Source organism: Mycobacterium sp. (genome assembly GCF_029961025.1).
Taxonomy (GTDB): Bacteria; Actinomycetota; Actinomycetes; order Mycobacteriales; family Mycobacteriaceae; genus Mycobacterium.
Map to the genome: position 1 here is coordinate 588,306 of NZ_JASBVP010000002.1, position 14,176 is coordinate 602,481.

The 14,176-nt window shown below is 67.2% G+C and carries 15 protein-coding genes; 6 read left to right on the plus strand and 9 right to left on the minus strand.

What is annotated here, in order from left to right:
* Window positions 1–16: 16 nt before the first annotated feature.
* The 6 genes from QJR12_RS03440 to QJR12_RS03465 all read right to left on the minus strand — a co-directional run bounded on the left by QJR12_RS03440 (window position 17) and on the right by QJR12_RS03465 (window position 5,349).
* Window positions 17–562 carry a GNAT family N-acetyltransferase gene (locus QJR12_RS03440; protein WP_300576226.1) on the minus strand — a complete coding sequence of 182 codons (546 nt, stop codon included), beginning with the start codon at window positions 560–562 and terminating at the stop codon, window positions 17–19.
* 38 nt (window positions 563–600) lie between these two features.
* Window positions 601–1,524, minus strand: coding sequence for a 5-oxoprolinase/urea amidolyase family protein (locus QJR12_RS03445; protein ID WP_300576228.1), 924 nt, complete (start codon window positions 1,522–1,524; stop codon window positions 601–603).
* A 58-nt stretch (window positions 1,525–1,582) separates the two neighbouring features.
* Window positions 1,583–2,233 (minus strand): allophanate hydrolase subunit 1, encoded by a 651-nt coding sequence (locus tag QJR12_RS03450; RefSeq protein ID WP_300576230.1) that lies wholly within the window; start codon window positions 2,231–2,233, stop codon window positions 1,583–1,585.
* 190 nt (window positions 2,234–2,423) lie between these two features.
* A complete protein-coding gene (locus QJR12_RS03455; RefSeq protein ID WP_300576232.1) occupies window positions 2,424–2,939 on the minus strand; it encodes a hypothetical protein in 516 nt (171 codons plus the stop codon).
* On the minus strand, window positions 2,936–3,733 hold the full coding sequence (locus QJR12_RS03460; protein ID WP_300576235.1) for a class I SAM-dependent methyltransferase: 798 nt from the start codon (window positions 3,731–3,733) through the stop codon (window positions 2,936–2,938). Before QJR12_RS03460 ends, QJR12_RS03455 begins: the two co-directional genes overlap by 4 nt.
* Window positions 3,730–5,349, minus strand: coding sequence for a radical SAM protein (locus tag QJR12_RS03465; protein WP_300576238.1), 1,620 nt, complete (start codon window positions 5,347–5,349; stop codon window positions 3,730–3,732). The genes QJR12_RS03460 and QJR12_RS03465 overlap by 4 nt, the downstream gene beginning before the upstream one ends.
* A gap of 156 nt (window positions 5,350–5,505) precedes the next feature.
* Here QJR12_RS03465 and QJR12_RS03470 point away from each other — a divergent pair, with 156 nt between their 5' ends.
* The 5 genes from QJR12_RS03470 (at window position 5,506) to QJR12_RS03490 (ending at window position 10,524) form a co-directional block, all read left to right on the plus strand.
* Complete coding sequence (locus tag QJR12_RS03470) at window positions 5,506–5,886, plus strand: DUF427 domain-containing protein (protein WP_300576241.1); 381 nt, start codon at window positions 5,506–5,508, stop codon at window positions 5,884–5,886.
* Window positions 5,883–6,287 carry a hypothetical protein gene (locus tag QJR12_RS03475; protein WP_300576244.1) on the plus strand — a complete coding sequence of 135 codons (405 nt, stop codon included), beginning with the start codon at window positions 5,883–5,885 and terminating at the stop codon, window positions 6,285–6,287. Before QJR12_RS03470 ends, QJR12_RS03475 begins: the two co-directional genes overlap by 4 nt.
* A 126-nt stretch (window positions 6,288–6,413) precedes the next feature.
* Window positions 6,414–7,805 carry a sugar porter family MFS transporter gene (locus QJR12_RS03480; protein WP_300576246.1) on the plus strand — a complete coding sequence of 464 codons (1,392 nt, stop codon included), beginning with the start codon at window positions 6,414–6,416 and terminating at the stop codon, window positions 7,803–7,805.
* Between the two features lie 114 nt (window positions 7,806–7,919).
* A complete protein-coding gene (locus QJR12_RS03485) occupies window positions 7,920–8,501 on the plus strand; it encodes a hypothetical protein (protein WP_300576249.1) in 582 nt (193 codons plus the stop codon).
* A gap of 250 nt (window positions 8,502–8,751) precedes the next feature.
* On the plus strand, window positions 8,752–10,524 hold the full coding sequence (locus tag QJR12_RS03490; RefSeq protein ID WP_300575500.1) for an IS1634 family transposase: 1,773 nt from the start codon (window positions 8,752–8,754) through the stop codon (window positions 10,522–10,524).
* A 79-nt stretch (window positions 10,525–10,603) separates the two neighbouring features.
* Here the strand turns inward: QJR12_RS03490 and QJR12_RS03495 are convergent, their stop codons facing one another.
* Both QJR12_RS03495 and QJR12_RS03500 read right to left on the minus strand, forming a co-directional pair.
* On the minus strand, window positions 10,604–11,335 hold the full coding sequence (locus QJR12_RS03495; protein WP_300576252.1) for a hypothetical protein: 732 nt from the start codon (window positions 11,333–11,335) through the stop codon (window positions 10,604–10,606).
* The gene (locus tag QJR12_RS03500; RefSeq protein WP_300576255.1) at window positions 11,332–12,966 is read right to left on the minus strand and encodes a multicopper oxidase domain-containing protein; all 1,635 of its coding nucleotides are present in this window, start codon (window positions 12,964–12,966) and stop codon (window positions 11,332–11,334) included. The genes QJR12_RS03495 and QJR12_RS03500 overlap by 4 nt, the downstream gene beginning before the upstream one ends.
* 256 nt (window positions 12,967–13,222) lie before the next feature.
* Here QJR12_RS03500 and QJR12_RS03505 point away from each other — a divergent pair, with 256 nt between their 5' ends.
* Complete coding sequence (locus QJR12_RS03505) at window positions 13,223–13,396, plus strand: hypothetical protein (protein ID WP_300576257.1); 174 nt, start codon at window positions 13,223–13,225, stop codon at window positions 13,394–13,396.
* A gap of 89 nt (window positions 13,397–13,485) precedes the next feature.
* Here the strand turns inward: QJR12_RS03505 and merB are convergent, their stop codons facing one another.
* The gene (merB, locus tag QJR12_RS03510; protein WP_300576260.1) at window positions 13,486–14,154 is read right to left on the minus strand and encodes an organomercurial lyase MerB; all 669 of its coding nucleotides are present in this window, start codon (window positions 14,152–14,154) and stop codon (window positions 13,486–13,488) included.
* Between the last annotated feature and the right edge of the window lie 22 nt (window positions 14,155–14,176).

A 14,176-nucleotide genomic window follows, 5' to 3' on the forward strand; every position in this document is an offset into this window, starting at 1 on the left:
GGGCGTGCGGGCGGGCTTACCAGACGTTGCCGTCGCGCCAATCGCACGTCAGGGCCGTGGAGGTGTCCATGCGGATCCCGACCGGCAGCACAAACACCTTTCCGTCGGCCTCGGGTGTGCGGGTCGGGCCGGTCGGCGCCAGCACCGACGTCGGTCCGCGCCAGGCCAGCCAGGCGCGCGCGGTGAACAGCCTGCGGCCCCGGTCCGACGAACAGATCGCTCCCAGCTGGTAGGCACCGCGGATCACCTGCTCGCACGCGTCGAGCACCGCGATCGCCAACCCCTGGCCGCGCCAATCCTCCCGTACCGCAACACCTTCGATATAGCCGCAGCGCAACGCTGCGCCCTGGTAGATGAGCCGGCGCTGCACCACCGCGGCGTGTGCGATGATCGCGCCGTGATGCCAGATCAGGGCATGCATCCCGCCCAGCGCATGCTCCCAGTCGGTGTCGGTGAACCCAGCCCCGAACGCTTCGGAGACCATCTGGTAGGCATTGTGGCGGGTCTCGCGGTCGAGATCGGCGGTGTGAACCAGGCGGGCGGTAGCTACCAGGGTGCGCACATGTCCTGTTTACCAGCCTGTTTGTTGATCGGGGAGGGTTACCAGCCGATTCCGGCGACCGGCCCGCCCGCGAGCACAGCACTGGCTGCCGCGGCCCGGTGGGGTCGCGCCCAGCGCAGCCGCACGCGCTGCCCCGGCCGCATTTGGGCGAGTTTGTCGATGTCGTCGTCGATCACCACTCCCGCCACCGGGTAGCTGCCCGTTATCGGGTGATCGGGCCCCAGAATCACTGGCAACCCGTTGGGCGGCACCTGAATCGCGCCGCGCACGGTGCCCTCGGCCGGCAACTGCCGGCCGGGGTTGCGGTACTGCAACGGGCGGCCGATCAACTGCAACCCCACCCGGTTGCTGCGCTCGGACGCCACCCAATCGGTGTGCACCAGGGCGTCAGGGTCGAGGAGCCAGTCGTCGCGCGGTCCGGGGGTGACCAGCAGCTCAAGCGGATCGTCGGTGATGGCGGCCACCGGAGCCTGGTCGAGTTCGGGGTAGTCCGCGGTGTGCGCACCGACCGGCAGCATGTCTCCGGGCTGCAGCGGTGGTGGGCCGATCCCGGACAGTACGTCGTAGCTGCGCGATCCCAGCACCGCCGGCACGTCGAAGCCGCCCCGCACCGCCAGGTAGCTGCGCAGCCCAGCGTGCGGCGCGCCCAGTGAGATCACCTCCCCGGCGTGAACGTGATGAATACTGTTGATGCCAAACGTAACTCCGTTAACGGTTGGGTTGGTGTCGGCGCCCGTCACAGCGATATCGACGTCGTTGTCGCGGACCCGCGCGGCGAAACCCCCGAACGTCACCTCGATGGTGGCGCGGTCGTCGGGGTTGGCCAGCAGCCGGTTGGCCAGCCGGTGCGCTCGGCGGTCGGCAGCCCCGGAACGGGTGACACCGAACCGGGCGAGCCCGGGCCGGCCGAGATCCTCGACGAGCGCCAGCGGTCCGGTGCGCAAAACCTCCAGTGCTGTCACTACTCTGCCCTCCTGAACCGTTAGGGCCCTCCTGAACCGTTAGGGCCCTCCTGAACTGTTAGGCGGCCCGGAACTGCACCCACATGCCCGGCGTCAGCAGCGCCGGGTTGGGCCGGTCGATATCCCACAAGATCGCTTCGCTGTGACCGATCAGCTGCCAGCCGCCCGGGGACGGGCGCGGGTGGATTCCGCTGAATTCGTCGGCAAGGCCGACCGATCCGGGCGGCATCGACGCCCGCGGCTCGGACCGCCGCGGCACCCGCAGCCTCGGGTCGCCGCCGACGAGGTAGACCGAACCGGGAGTGGCGCCGGCGAACCCCACCCGCCACGGGACGGCGGTGTGGGCGTTGATGACCTGCGCGATGGTAAGCCCGGTGTGGGCGGCGACCGCGGAGAGATCGGGCCCGTCATAGACGACGTCGATCACCACGTCCGGATGGCCGCCCGGCGGGGCGGTCACGGTTGGTTCCGGAGCGACCCGCAGCTCACGCAGCCGCCGGCGGGTGATGCCCCGGTAGCGCGGTCCGTGGAGCTTCACCAGCACGGTGCGGGGGGCCGCGACAATATCAAGCACACCGGGCAGGGCTGCCTCGCGCAGCGCAACCGCCCACGCCAACACCTCGGCGGTGCTGTCGAACTCCAGTAACAATGCCTGGTCGCCGTAGTCTCGAACGGCGGCGGCCACCATCAGATCCGTTGCCACGCTCATTACCCGACGGTAGCTCCGCGCCGAGGCGGCGGCGAGAGATTTTCGAGCCCTGCCAGAAGTGCCTTAGCAATCGCTCAGACGGTGTTTATTCACCGGGGTTGACGAGCGCGTTCCCGGGCGCACAAACCGCCGCGCCGAAGGCGAATCCAGGCTTGGCCGCGCCGGTTTCTCAGGCCGGTTTCTACCGCGATCAGGATCCTCGGTCGAGATGGTGCAGCACCAGGGCGGTGACCAGGCCGTAGCCGAAATGCGGGACGACATCGCTGATCCAGCCGACGGCACCCCAGGTCCGCGGATCGGTCACCCCGAGCGCGATCATCGGTCCGTTGGTGCCGATCAGGGCGCCGCCGGTGGCGACCAGCGTGGCAACCAGCGGGCCGGGCCGCCAGCCCAGGCCGTAGGCCAGCCCGAGGAGCACCCCGATCCCGATTCCGGCCGTATATCCGGTGAGTGCGCCGAGACCCGAGATCCGGTTGGCCTGAACGTCACCGGTGCCGGGGATTGTCAGGTGCACCAATTTTGCCAGCGCGTCGACGGTCCGTTCGGGTGTGGTGCTCGCCGGCCGGCCCCGGACCGCCATGTCGGCGTAGGTGATCACGTTCAGCGCGGTGGTGCCCGCGGCGCCGGCGGCGGCGCCGGCCCACAAGCCCGCCCAGAGCCGCTGCGCGGGTTTGGCTCGCCTCGGCGAAGCCTCCTTAAGTGTCATGTCTTCTCCGCGATGATCAGCGTGTAGCCGAGCCGGCCCGCCATGACCGCGTCGCGCGCGAGCCGGGTGTGGGTCAGCACGGCATCGGGCACCACACCGTTGTCGGTCAGCAGCGTGGGTGCCGCAATCTGCAGCGCGGTGATCCGGGCCTCGATGCGGTCGATCATGGGCAGCAGGCTCTCGTCGTGGGCCTCGATGCGACGCGTGCGCAGCCCGGCCGCGGCGAGGATCGTGGTGTAGTCGGTGACCGAGCGGGCGTCGCCGATGCAGGCGACCCACCCCGCAAGCGTGGTCAGCTCCGCCGGTAGGCCGGTGTCGGCGAGGGTGACATCGGTGATGCCTGCCAGCCCGCCGGGCCGCAGAATCCTGGCGAACTGCGCCGCGGCGGCGTGCTTGTCCGGGAACGTGCACAGCGCGCATTCGCACACCAGCGCGTCGAAGGCGTTGTCGGGCAGCGGAAGTTCTTCAGCGTCACCACGATGGAAGCGGACCCGCCGGGCCAGCCCGCTCGCCGCGACGGCGGCGCGGGCGTGCTCGACGTTGACCTCGCTGAGGTCGACCCCGTCGACGGTGAGCTCCGGATATTCGCCGGCCAGCAGCCGGGCGCTGGCCCCGCGCCCGCAGGCGACGTCGGCCAGCCGTCGTGCGCCGCACCCCAGCCCGAGCGCCTCGGCCAGCAGGCGAGTCAACGCCGCCCCGCCCGGGTGGTAGGACTCCCCCAGCAGCAACGCTGCGATGTCGCTGGAATAGGCGTCGGCGCAACAGGTTTTGATGCGGCGCGGGCTCATGGTCATCGGGGCACCGCTTTGCTGCCGGTGTTGGTGGCGTCACGCGCAGCACGGCGGCCCGGGACGCCGCCCGGGACCGCCAGTTTGGAGCCGTGCGGAGAGTCGGCGAGCAGTCCGGCAAGCGGGACGGCGTTGGGCACGATGTCGGGCACCGGCACCCCGGTCAGCCGTTCGCGGACCTGCTCGCGGTAGCCGACCGAGTTGTAGGCGCAGAACGGGATCAGCCGCCCGTCCGGGGTGAGCTGCTGCACGCAGCATTTCATCAACTGCTTGACGTTGAGGGTGAACGGATCCTGAAAGTCCTGGATCACGATCGCAAACACCCGGTCGGTGAGATTGGCCAGCGCCTCGGGCAGGTTGACCCCACAGGCGTCGGCGCAGTCCAGGGCGGTTGCCGCTAGCTGCAGCGGCGCGGCGGCGGTGTCGGTGCCCAGCACCGCCGACGCCGACCACAGCTTCTCCAGCGCTTCCCGGATCGCCAGGTCGGGGATCACCCGGTTGGAGACGTAGTCGAGGTAGTCCTCGACGTCCAGCAGTCGCGGGATCGGGACCACCTGCTCGCCGTCGGTGAGCAGGTAGGTGATCGACCGGCAGCTGGGGAAGCAGCACGGCACCGGGAAGAAATCGCCAGCCCTAAACCAGTCGGGCAGCTGCGCGGCGATGGCGTGGATGATGTCGGAGTTGGTCAGCCGGGTCAGCGGGTCGAACCGCAGGTGCCGCCCCGCGTGGGTGACCGGCTGAAACACCACCGACTGCACCGCGGGGTGGGCCATGCCGTGGCGGATGATCGGGCCCAGTTCGTGCTCGTTGAGGCCCCGTTCCACCGCGGCCACCAGGCTGACGGTCAGGCCCGCCCCGGCACAGTTGTCCAATGCCTGGGCTTTGATGTCTCGCAGATCGCGCCCCCGAATCGCGCGGTGGGTGGCTTCGTCGAGTCCGTCGAACTGCAGGTAGATGTGCACCGGGTGACCGGGGCGGTTGCGCTCGGCGAGGTCGGCGACAAACCCCCGATCGGACGCCAGCCGGATGCCGTTGGTGTTGATGATGACGGTCTTGACCGGCCGGGCCTGGGCGGCGTCGACGAAGTCGAGCAGCTGTTTGTGGATGGTCGGTTCGCCGCCGGAAAACATCACCACCTCGGGTTCCCCCTCGGCCGCCACCAGCGCGTCCAGCATCCGCTCACAGTGGGCGATCGTGATCGCGTACCCGTCAGGGTGGTGACCGGAGTCGGCGAAGCAGATCGGGCAATCCAGGTTGCATCCGGTGTTGACCTCGATCAACCCCAGGCAAGCGTGCTGTTTGTGGTCCGGGCACAGCCCGCAGTCGCTGGGGCAGCCCTCGCGGATCTCGGTCTGAAAGCGCAGTGGCATGGTGCCCGGCTTGTTGAATCGCGCCGAGTCCGTATACATCTGCGCGTCCCCGTAGATCAGGGCCTCGAAACCGCCGTGCTCACGGCAGCGTTTCCGCAGATACACCTTGCCGTCGCGGATATTGACCTGCGCGTCCACCACCACCTTGCACACCGGGCAGATGCTCTTGGTGTACTCGACGAACACCTCGTGAAGATCCCGCTTCGCTGTCGTCACCGAGTCCCCTATCGCCGTCGCCTCGGTCCCGGTCACCTCAGCACCGCGGCCCGCACCCGCGGTGGCCAACTGTCGGCGACCGGACAATGCTGCGGCGCCCGGCCGCTGGTGTCGCCACGATGACAGTTCACGTGCGCACCGCACCCACCAGTGTGCTATAGCGGAAGGAACAATGTGAGGAGGTCGGCGACGATGATCCGGGCGGTGTGGAAGGGAACCGTTCTCGCGGAGGCGCCGCGAACCAGGCGGGTGGAGGGCAGCCACTACTTTCCGCCCGACTCCGTGGAGCGGGCCCACCTGATCGAAAGCCCGACCAGGTCACTATGCCCGTGGAAGGGCATGGCCCACTATTACACCGTCATGGTGGGCGAGGACATCAACCCCGACGCCGCCTGGTGCTATCCGCATCCGAGTCCGCTGGCCCGCCAGATCAAAAACCACGTCGCATTCTGGAACGGGGTGACCGTGGAAGGTGAACCAGAAGGTGAACCCGAGGGTGAGCGACACGACTTGGCGCACCGGGTGGCGTCGTGGTTCGGTGCCCAGGCGGCACGATGCGATGGCCGGCCATGAATACCGCTGGTAACCACCATGTTTCGGCGGTAAGCGACGACGTCGAGGGGTCACCCGGGAGCGCCGGACGGCTGGCGGTGTGGCGCATTGGGATTATCGGCGGGCTGGTCGGGATGCTGTGCTGCGTCGGGCCGACCGTCTTGGCTCTCGTCGGAATCGTCAGCGCGGGCACGGCGTTCGCGTGGGCGAACGAGCTGTACGGCAACTACGCGTGGTGGTTTCGCCTGGGCGGGCTGGCTGTGCTCGCGCTGCTGGTGTGGATCGGGTTACGGCGGCGCAATCAGTGCAGCCTCGCCGGTATCCGGCGACTGCGGTGGCGACTGATGGCAATGCTGGTGATCGCGATCGCTACCTACGGTGTGTTGTATGCGGTGACAACCTGGCTGGAGAGGTTCGCGTAAGCCCCGCCGGGTCATTCCGTGCGCAGAGAGCTTGTGGGCCGGTTCGCTGACATATCCTTGGGCCGGGCCGGCTATCGCGCCTCTGACTGGAGCAGGCAGCAGTGCCCAATGAGAGGTCATGATGGCGTGAGACAAGTCGTTGCATCGCGGCGCTCGCGGCTGGGGCTGTTGGTGAGCATCACTGCTCCGATCCTCGGTGTGATCTACGGCTACGACATGTCCAACATCGCCGGCGCGCTGCGGTACCTCACCGAGGCGTTCCGGCTGTCGACGCATCAGCAGGAGCTGGTGACCAGCGCGGTGGTGGTGGGCGAGATCGCCGGTGCGATCGCGGGCGGTGAGCTCGCCAACACGCTCGGCAGGAAGAAGTCGATGGTGTTGGTGGTGGTCGCCTACACGGCGTTCGCGGTGCTGGGGGCGGTGTCGGTGTCGCTGCCGATGCTGCTGACGGCACGGGTGCTGCTGGGCGTGGCCATCGGTGTGTCGGTGGTGGTGGTTCCGGTGTTCGTCGCCGAGTCCGCACCGGCGCGGGTGCGCGGCTCGTTGCTGGTCGCCTACCAGCTGGCGACGGTCGTCGGCATCGTTGTGGGCTACCTGGCCACCTACCTGCTGGCCGGATGGCACAGCTGGCGGTGGATGCTGGGCCTCCCGGCGGTGCCGGCCATGCTGATCACGGTTTTGTTGGTGCCGATGCCGGACACCGCCCGCTGGTATCTGCTTAAGGGCCGGGTCGACGACGCGCGCCGGGCCCTGCTGCGGGTGGAACCGGCGGCCGACGTCGAGAACGAACTCGCCGAGATCACCCGGGCGCTTTCCGAGGAAAGCGGCGGTGCGCTTCATCAGATGCTGCGGCGACCGTATCTGCGGGCCACCGTCTTCGTGGCCGGCCTCGGTTTCTTCGCGCACATTACCGGCGTCAACGCGATCATCTATTACGGCCCAAGGCTTTTCGCCGAGATGGGTTTCGCCGGCGACTTCGATCAGCTCGTCTTGCCGGCGCTGGTTCAAGTGGCCGCGCTAGCGGCGGTGGCCGTCTTGCTGACGCTGGTCGACCGACTGGGCAGGCGGCCAATCCTGTTGTCCGGCATTGCCATGATGATCGCCGCGGACACCATGCTGATCGGTGTGTACGCGTTCGGCGCGGACTTCGGGGGCGCCGCGACGGTGTTGGGGTTCATCGGTGTATTGCTGTTCACGGCCGGCTTCAGTTTCGGCTTCGGCTCCTTGATAAGTGTGTACGCGGGCGAGTGTTTACCCGCGCGGCTGCGGTCGATGGGTTCGAGCGTAATGCTCACCTCGGATTTGGTGGCCAACGCCATCGTCGCCTCCGTTTTTTTGACGATGCTGCGGTCGCTCGGCGGGGCCGGCACATTCGTGGTATTCGGTGTCCTCGCCCTGGCGGCGTTCGGCTTCGTCTACCGGTTCGCTCCCGAGACCAAAGGCAAACAGCTGGAAGACATCCGGCACCTCTGGGAACACCGCGGCCGGACACCCGGCCGGACACCCGCCACGGCCTGACGCCCCGGCCCTGCGGCCGAACAACGAGACCAACAAAGCCGGTGTCGAACTCGTTCTCGATCACCCGCTGAACGGCACCCGCTGAACAGGAGGTCGAGCGTAATGTGTGTGATCATGAGCGCGATCACACACCGAGGGATCGCATTCACCGTTGCGGTGTGCGCTGTGGTCGGCTCGCAGCTAACTTCGGCGGACGCACTGGCCGACCCGCACAACCCGCACACCATCACCTACATCGCGCGGGTCGACTCGCCAATCTCCAGTGCCCGGGCGATCTACATGGTCAACGACACGTATACGGCCACCGCCCCGTTGAGCGCAACCGGCCGCGAATTCACGGCCGACACCATGCTGGCCGATCCGAACAAGGCGGGCATGCAGGTGAGCATCCCATGGCCGTACTCGGGGAACGTGCATTGCGAGATCGACGTGGACGACCATGTTGCCGTCCTAGTCGACCAATTCGTCGCGTCAACGCCCGGGGACCAAGGCGACCCGCGCACCTACGGGGTGGTGGCCTGCGGCACCACACCGCTGCCGGTGCCTCTATGGTGGGCGAAACTCTACGACGCGTGGTGGTGTACCGACACGTCGTTTCCGTCTAATGCCCGCGACAACGCCCGCGCCGAGGTGACCCGGGACTCCGACCCTGCCGCCAGCCCACCGACCGCCTCGCCCGATTACCCGGCGCTGTAACGCCGCGCGGCCCGAGCCGCGAACCCGGTTGACCCCCGTCGCAACAACGGTGTGCACTTCGGCGATCCGGCAGGCCGATCCACACGATCGAATTCTCGGGCTGTTCGCATTAGCCCGAAGTTGCGGCGGGTCAGTTAGGCAATTTGGGGGTTGAGCTGGGGTCTGTGCGGGTTGGTCTGCCGAAGGTGTAGCCAGTGAATATGGTGTGTTGATGCTATTGATTGACGAGTTCGCCTTGTAATATTCAGTTATGGTCAAACCTGTGCGGATGCACGTAGCCCGGACTCCGAGCAAATATGTGGACAAGGCCGGCAACGTGCACCGCTATGAGTCGGTGCTGGTGCGTCGCACCTACCGCGACGGGACGAAGGTCCGCCACGAGACCCTGGCCAACCTGTCCAAGTTGCCCGCGGAGGTGATCGCCGCGATCGAGGCGACGCTGAAGGGACAGGTGATGGTGCCTGCCCAGTCGGCCTGCACCATCACCCGCTCGCTGCCGCACGGGCATGTGGCCGCAGTGGCGGCGATGGCGCGTCGGCTGGGGTTTCCGGCGCTCCTGGGTCCGGCGTGTCGATCCCGCGATCTGGTGCTGGGGTTGGTTATTTCGCGGGTGATCCGTCCGGCGTCCAAGCTGTCAACGTTGTCGCGGTGGGCCGATACCACCTTGGGGCCCGACCTGGACGTGGCTGGCGCCTCCACCGATGAGGTGTATGCCGCGATGGACTGGCTGGCGAATCGTCAGGACGCGATCGAGAAGAAGCTGGCCGCTAAACACCTTGGGCCAGCGGCGAACCCGTCACGGATGGCGTTGTTCGATCTGACCAGCTCATGGGTGACCGGGCGGTGCTGTGAGCTGGCCGCCCATGGCTATTCCCGCGACGGCAAAAAGGGCCTGCCGCAGATCAACTACGGGGTGCTCACCGACCCGGCCGGACGCCCCGTGGCGGTGCGGGTGTTTTCCGGAGATACCGCCGACCCGGTCGCGTTCACCGACATCGTCGAGGTGCTGCGCGACACGTTCGGGTTGACCCGGCTGGTGCTGGTGGGGGATCGCGGCATGATCACCAGTGCACGCATCAGCGCACTGAGAGAGCTTAACACCGATGCGGGAACCGGTTTCGGGTGGATCACCGCCCTGCGTGCACCCCAGATCGCCACCCTGGCCGCCGACAAGGGACCGCTGCAGATGAGCCTGTTCGACACCCAAGATCTCGCCGAGATCGCCCACCCCGACTACCCCGGGGAACGGTTGATCGCCTGCCGCAACCCCGCCCTGGCCGCCGAGCGGGCCCGCAAACGCGCCGCGCTGCTAGCCGCCACCGAGGCCGACCTGGCCGCCATCGCCGAGCGGGTGGCCCGCGGCACCCTCAAGGGGGCAGGCAAGATCGGTGAAGCCGTTGGGCGGATCATCGTCAAACACAACGTGGGCAAGCATTTTCACCGCACCATCACCGACACCAGCTTCACCTACCAGCGTGACCAGGCCGGCATCGATGCCGAGGCCAGCCTCGATGGCATCTACGTGCTGCGCACCAGCGTCGACGCCGATACCCTCACCCCAGCAGCCGTGGTGGAAAGCTACAAAAACCTCGCCCACGTCGAGCGCGACTTCCGCAGCATCAAGGCCGATGATCTGGATCTGCGGCCCATCCATCACCGCCTCGATAAGCGTGTCCGCGCCCACGTGCTGATCTGCCTGCTGGCCTGCTACCTGGTCTGGCACCTGCGTAAAGCCTGGGCGTCGCTGACCTTCACCGACGAACACCCACCCGCCCGCGACAACCCCGTCGCGCCCGCACAACGCTCACCACAGGCCCAGGCCAAAGCCTCGACCCAGCACGACCCAGACGGTAACCCGCTGCGCAGCTTCCGCGGCCTGCTCGATCACCTAGCGACCCTGACCCGCAACGACATTCACTACCACGGCACCAACGCCACGGTACCCACACTGGCCGAACCCACCCCCGACCAACGCCGCGCCTTCGACCTTATCGGCACCCCCATCCCGCTGACCGCCGCGTAGCCAGAACCACGACCCCACACCACCAGCAAAAACCCACGTCAGCCACGAATCCACCCACCCAAACCGCCGCAACTTCGGATTAGCCGTGAGGTTCGTCTGGTCCGGGCAGCGCATCCGGCTCGGGACGCACTTCCGGTGGTGCGGGCAGCGGGGTCGGTGGCAGCCCGCCCCCCCACGAGGCCTGTCGCACCCCGACGACCAGCGTGAGCACGTAGGTGGGCGGCGTGTCAGGCGGAAACCCTAGCACTCGCACGTCCTCGGGGATCGGGTCGGGGCGCAGGCAAATCGTCGCCAAGCCCCTCCCGGCCCAATAGTCGTCTGCGGGCCCGGGGTCGAGCCGGTAGTCGAACACCGTGATGGCCGAACTGCCCAGCACCCGCTTATCGACAGGGATATATATCCCTGGCAATTCGTAAGGGTTGGCTGACTCCCGGTAGCGGTTCGGGTTGGGCACGGTGTGCTGGCCTTCCAGTTCCACTCTCACACGCCGGTGCCTCGGCGGCCCGCCCGGATACCACGAACCGCTGATTTCCGCCCAATCCCAGCCGGGGCTGGGCTGGCAGTCCGGCTCGCCGTAGGGTATCCACCGGATCGGGTCGCTGGGGAGCTGCACTTCCAGCAGCGCCCCTTTGGGGACCAATTGCGGCAGCCAGGTGCGGTTCCACCAGCTCAGGTTGTCCCGGTGCTGCTGGTTGAAAACGTAGCGGCCCTGATTATGCAACGGCAGCTGAGAGGGGTCGGCGGTAGCCGGGCCGACGGCGAACACACCGACAGTCACCAACGCGATCAGCAGTGGGCGGCGCCTCGTCATGTTTTCCCCCGCGGATAGCCCCCGGGCGGGTCGATGAGCAGGGTGCCCATCATCGACCGGTCTTCGTGGGGCAGGATGTGGCAGTGGTAGACGGTTTTTCCGGTTACATCCGGGCGGAAATAGGTACGTAACGTGTACCGGCCGAACGGGGGTATCCGGAACGTATCCCACCACACATCCGGTTCGGTGTTCCAGCTGGTGTCGCCGGGCGGGATGCCTTGAACGTCGAACACCTGAAACGGGTTGACGTGGATGTGGATCGGGTGTTGGAAGATGTCCTCGTTGATGATCGTCCACTCCTCGATGGTGCCGGCCTCGACCTCCTGGTCAATCCGCTCCTCGTTGAACTCCTTGCCGTCGATGAGGAACTGCACCCCGAAGCCGGTGCGCCCGGTGATGTCGCCGGAGAACACCAGGTTGCGGCGCCGGGCTACCGGCAGATCCGGCATCCGTGGCGGCTGCACCAGCGTCGAAGGCATCGGGCTGTTGACCCGTTTACCGCGCACCACCAGGGTGGCCAGCGGCAGGTAGGGGCGCGGGCCGCCGGGGTGGCCCTGGTCGTAGGCTTCGGCGTAGACCCGGTACCGGCCGGGTTCGCCCGCTTTGATGATGAACTCGGCCCGGTTGGCTGACGACAGCATGATGTGCGGGCGGGTTCTGGGGGCGCGGTAAGGAATTCCGTCGGTGCCGATTTGCTGCAGGGTGTGGCCCTCGACGTGCAGCCAGATCGACCGGTGCGGGCACGCGTTGAGAACCCGCCAGCGCTGCGCCTCGCCCGGCCGGATCGTGATATCCGGGATTAGCTGACCGTTGAGGGGGTAGTACATGGCCGCCGGCACCGCGGGGATGGTGTCGAACGGCACCGGCCCCACGATGGGGATTATCGGGGTGTACGGGGACTCGCCGCTGTCGTCGGCGATCAAGAGCTCGTTGATCACGATGGTTCGTTCCCGCATTTCGGCGATCTCGGGCACGGCGTCGATGTCGCCCTCGACGATGATCGGGCCGGCCAGCCCGTTCCAGCCCTGATGGGCCGTCGATGTGTGGTAATGCGGGTGATACCAGTACAGCCCGGCCGGCTGGTCTGTGGGAATGTCGTAGGAGTACTGGTGCGAAAACGGCGGGTCCAATCGAAGGAAAACGTTGTCCCCGGGGTCTTCCGGAGACACCTGCAGCCCGTGGGTGTGGAGGTTGGTGATCACATCCTGCTGCAGGATCGTGCCCGCCCGTTCCCACTTATTCCACAGATCATGGACGCAGGCCCGCCGGGTGTCATAACGCGTGTCGTTGGACTTGGCGGCGCAGTACGGGATCATCAACACGTTGTTGGTGGGGATCCCGACCGGAACCATCTGGTTTGTCAGCCGGATACGTAGGTTGTCTCCCGGCCGTATCCGCAAGATGGGCCCGGGCAACTGGCCGTTGTATGTCTCCAGGGTCAACTGGCGATCACCGAGTTCGACCGGTTTGGTCACCATCTCTAACGCAGCATCCAGAACGCCGTTCTCGCTGGACATCTCGGGCAGATCCCGAAGCTCTTCAGCGCCGGCGCGTGCCGGAGCCGAACCGCTCCACACCATGTCCGCTGCCGCCGTCGCAGCCATCAGGGCCAGAAACGTCCTGCGGTTCATGCGGTCATCCCGCGAGCGATGCCGGTGGTGTGGCGGGCCCATGTCAACCCAGGGCGATGCGCAGCACGCCTAGTAGCCCAACCAGCCCGCTTCGTATACCGCACCGAGTGCCGCGGAGCTGCCCAACGATCGTCCACACCGGCGTCCGGTGATATTCTCGCCGGTTCGACAGGCCCATCAGGAACCTCCATTGACTTTGGATTCGTGTGGGGGGAGTTGATTAGGCCTCATCGGTTCCCGTGGTCAGGCGGTGCTCGTGAACAGGCAAACGGTGCTGACGTGCGCGCTGGCCGGAGCGAACATCGTGCTCCTCTCGGCGATGGCTCGCCGAGTCCACCACACCGTCAAGGAGTCCGGCACCGGATGTGTCGTCGCGCCGACAGTTTCCGGTAGCGCGGTCCGCGCGCTGTGCCCGCAGGTGACCCGGTGAAGGTGCACGCACCACAAAGCGGTGGGCGCTCCACGGCGGCACGCTGGGGTCGAAAGCCCCGTGTGCCTGGCCTTGCTCACCAAGTCGCCTTATCCGGGCTCAGCAGAGCGATCGGGACCGATGCCGGCGAGCATGGCGTCGGCGAGCGGCCGGATGATCGCCGTGTAGGCCTCGGCGACGGGCAGCACAGTCATGCCGGGGTAGCGAGATTGCCAATCACGGGCGGCGTCGGGGGTGACAAAGAAGTGCTGCGGGCGGCACAGGGTGGCTCGCACCGCGCGGAGGTCGACCTGACTGGCGGCGACGATCGACACCACCGCCGCAGAGGGTTGCAGTCCGCTAATCCCGGCGTCCGGATCGACGGTCAGCCGGATGATGGTTCCGGTTGTGGGGCAAGGTGATTCGATGTGCGCGGTGCGCCCGATCACGGCGGGGAAGATGAGGGTGTCGGGGGCGCACCAAGTGTAAAGCTGCTTGCCGTCGACGCTGAATTTGTGCGGGGTGGGATTGCGGGTCAGGCCCCACCCGACGATGCGGTGTTGCTCGTCGTATTCGATGTCCCGCCCGGCGATGGCCCGCTCGAGGTCGGTTTCGGAGACGCCGGCCGCGGCCGCGAGCTGGGCCCCGGTGATCGGTTCGCCGACGGCGAGCAGGCGCAACGCGACACGCATCAGCTGCCACGCGTTGGCGGCGCCAACGGCGCCGGGGGTGCCGAACAGTTTGTCGATCAACTCGGCGGCCACGGTGTTCTCGGCCATGGAATCGACTCCTTCGCAATGG

Bases quoted from the DNA above. Each gene is read 5' to 3' on its own strand.
- QJR12_RS03500 (WP_300576255.1), bottom strand. From the start codon at position 12,966: ATGAACCGCAGGACGTTTCTGGCCCTGATGGCTGCGACGGCGGCAGCG.
- QJR12_RS03490 (WP_300575500.1), top strand. From the start codon at position 8,752: ATGGTCAAACCTGTGCGGATGCACGTAGCCCGGACTCCGAGCAAATAT.
- QJR12_RS03455 (WP_300576232.1), bottom strand. From the start codon at position 2,939: ATGACACTTAAGGAGGCTTCGCCGAGGCGAGCCAAACCCGCGCAGCGG.
- QJR12_RS03475 (WP_300576244.1), top strand. From the start codon at position 5,883: ATGAATACCGCTGGTAACCACCATGTTTCGGCGGTAAGCGACGACGTC.
- QJR12_RS03460 (WP_300576235.1), bottom strand. From the start codon at position 3,733: ATGACCATGAGCCCGCGCCGCATCAAAACCTGTTGCGCCGACGCCTAT.
- QJR12_RS03485 (WP_300576249.1), top strand. From the start codon at position 7,920: ATGAGCGCGATCACACACCGAGGGATCGCATTCACCGTTGCGGTGTGC.
- QJR12_RS03495 (WP_300576252.1), bottom strand. From the start codon at position 11,335: ATGACGAGGCGCCGCCCACTGCTGATCGCGTTGGTGACTGTCGGTGTG.
- merB (WP_300576260.1), bottom strand. From the start codon at position 14,154: ATGGCCGAGAACACCGTGGCCGCCGAGTTGATCGACAAACTGTTCGGC.
- QJR12_RS03470 (WP_300576241.1), top strand. From the start codon at position 5,506: ATGATCCGGGCGGTGTGGAAGGGAACCGTTCTCGCGGAGGCGCCGCGA.
- QJR12_RS03450 (WP_300576230.1), bottom strand. From the start codon at position 2,233: ATGAGCGTGGCAACGGATCTGATGGTGGCCGCCGCCGTTCGAGACTAC.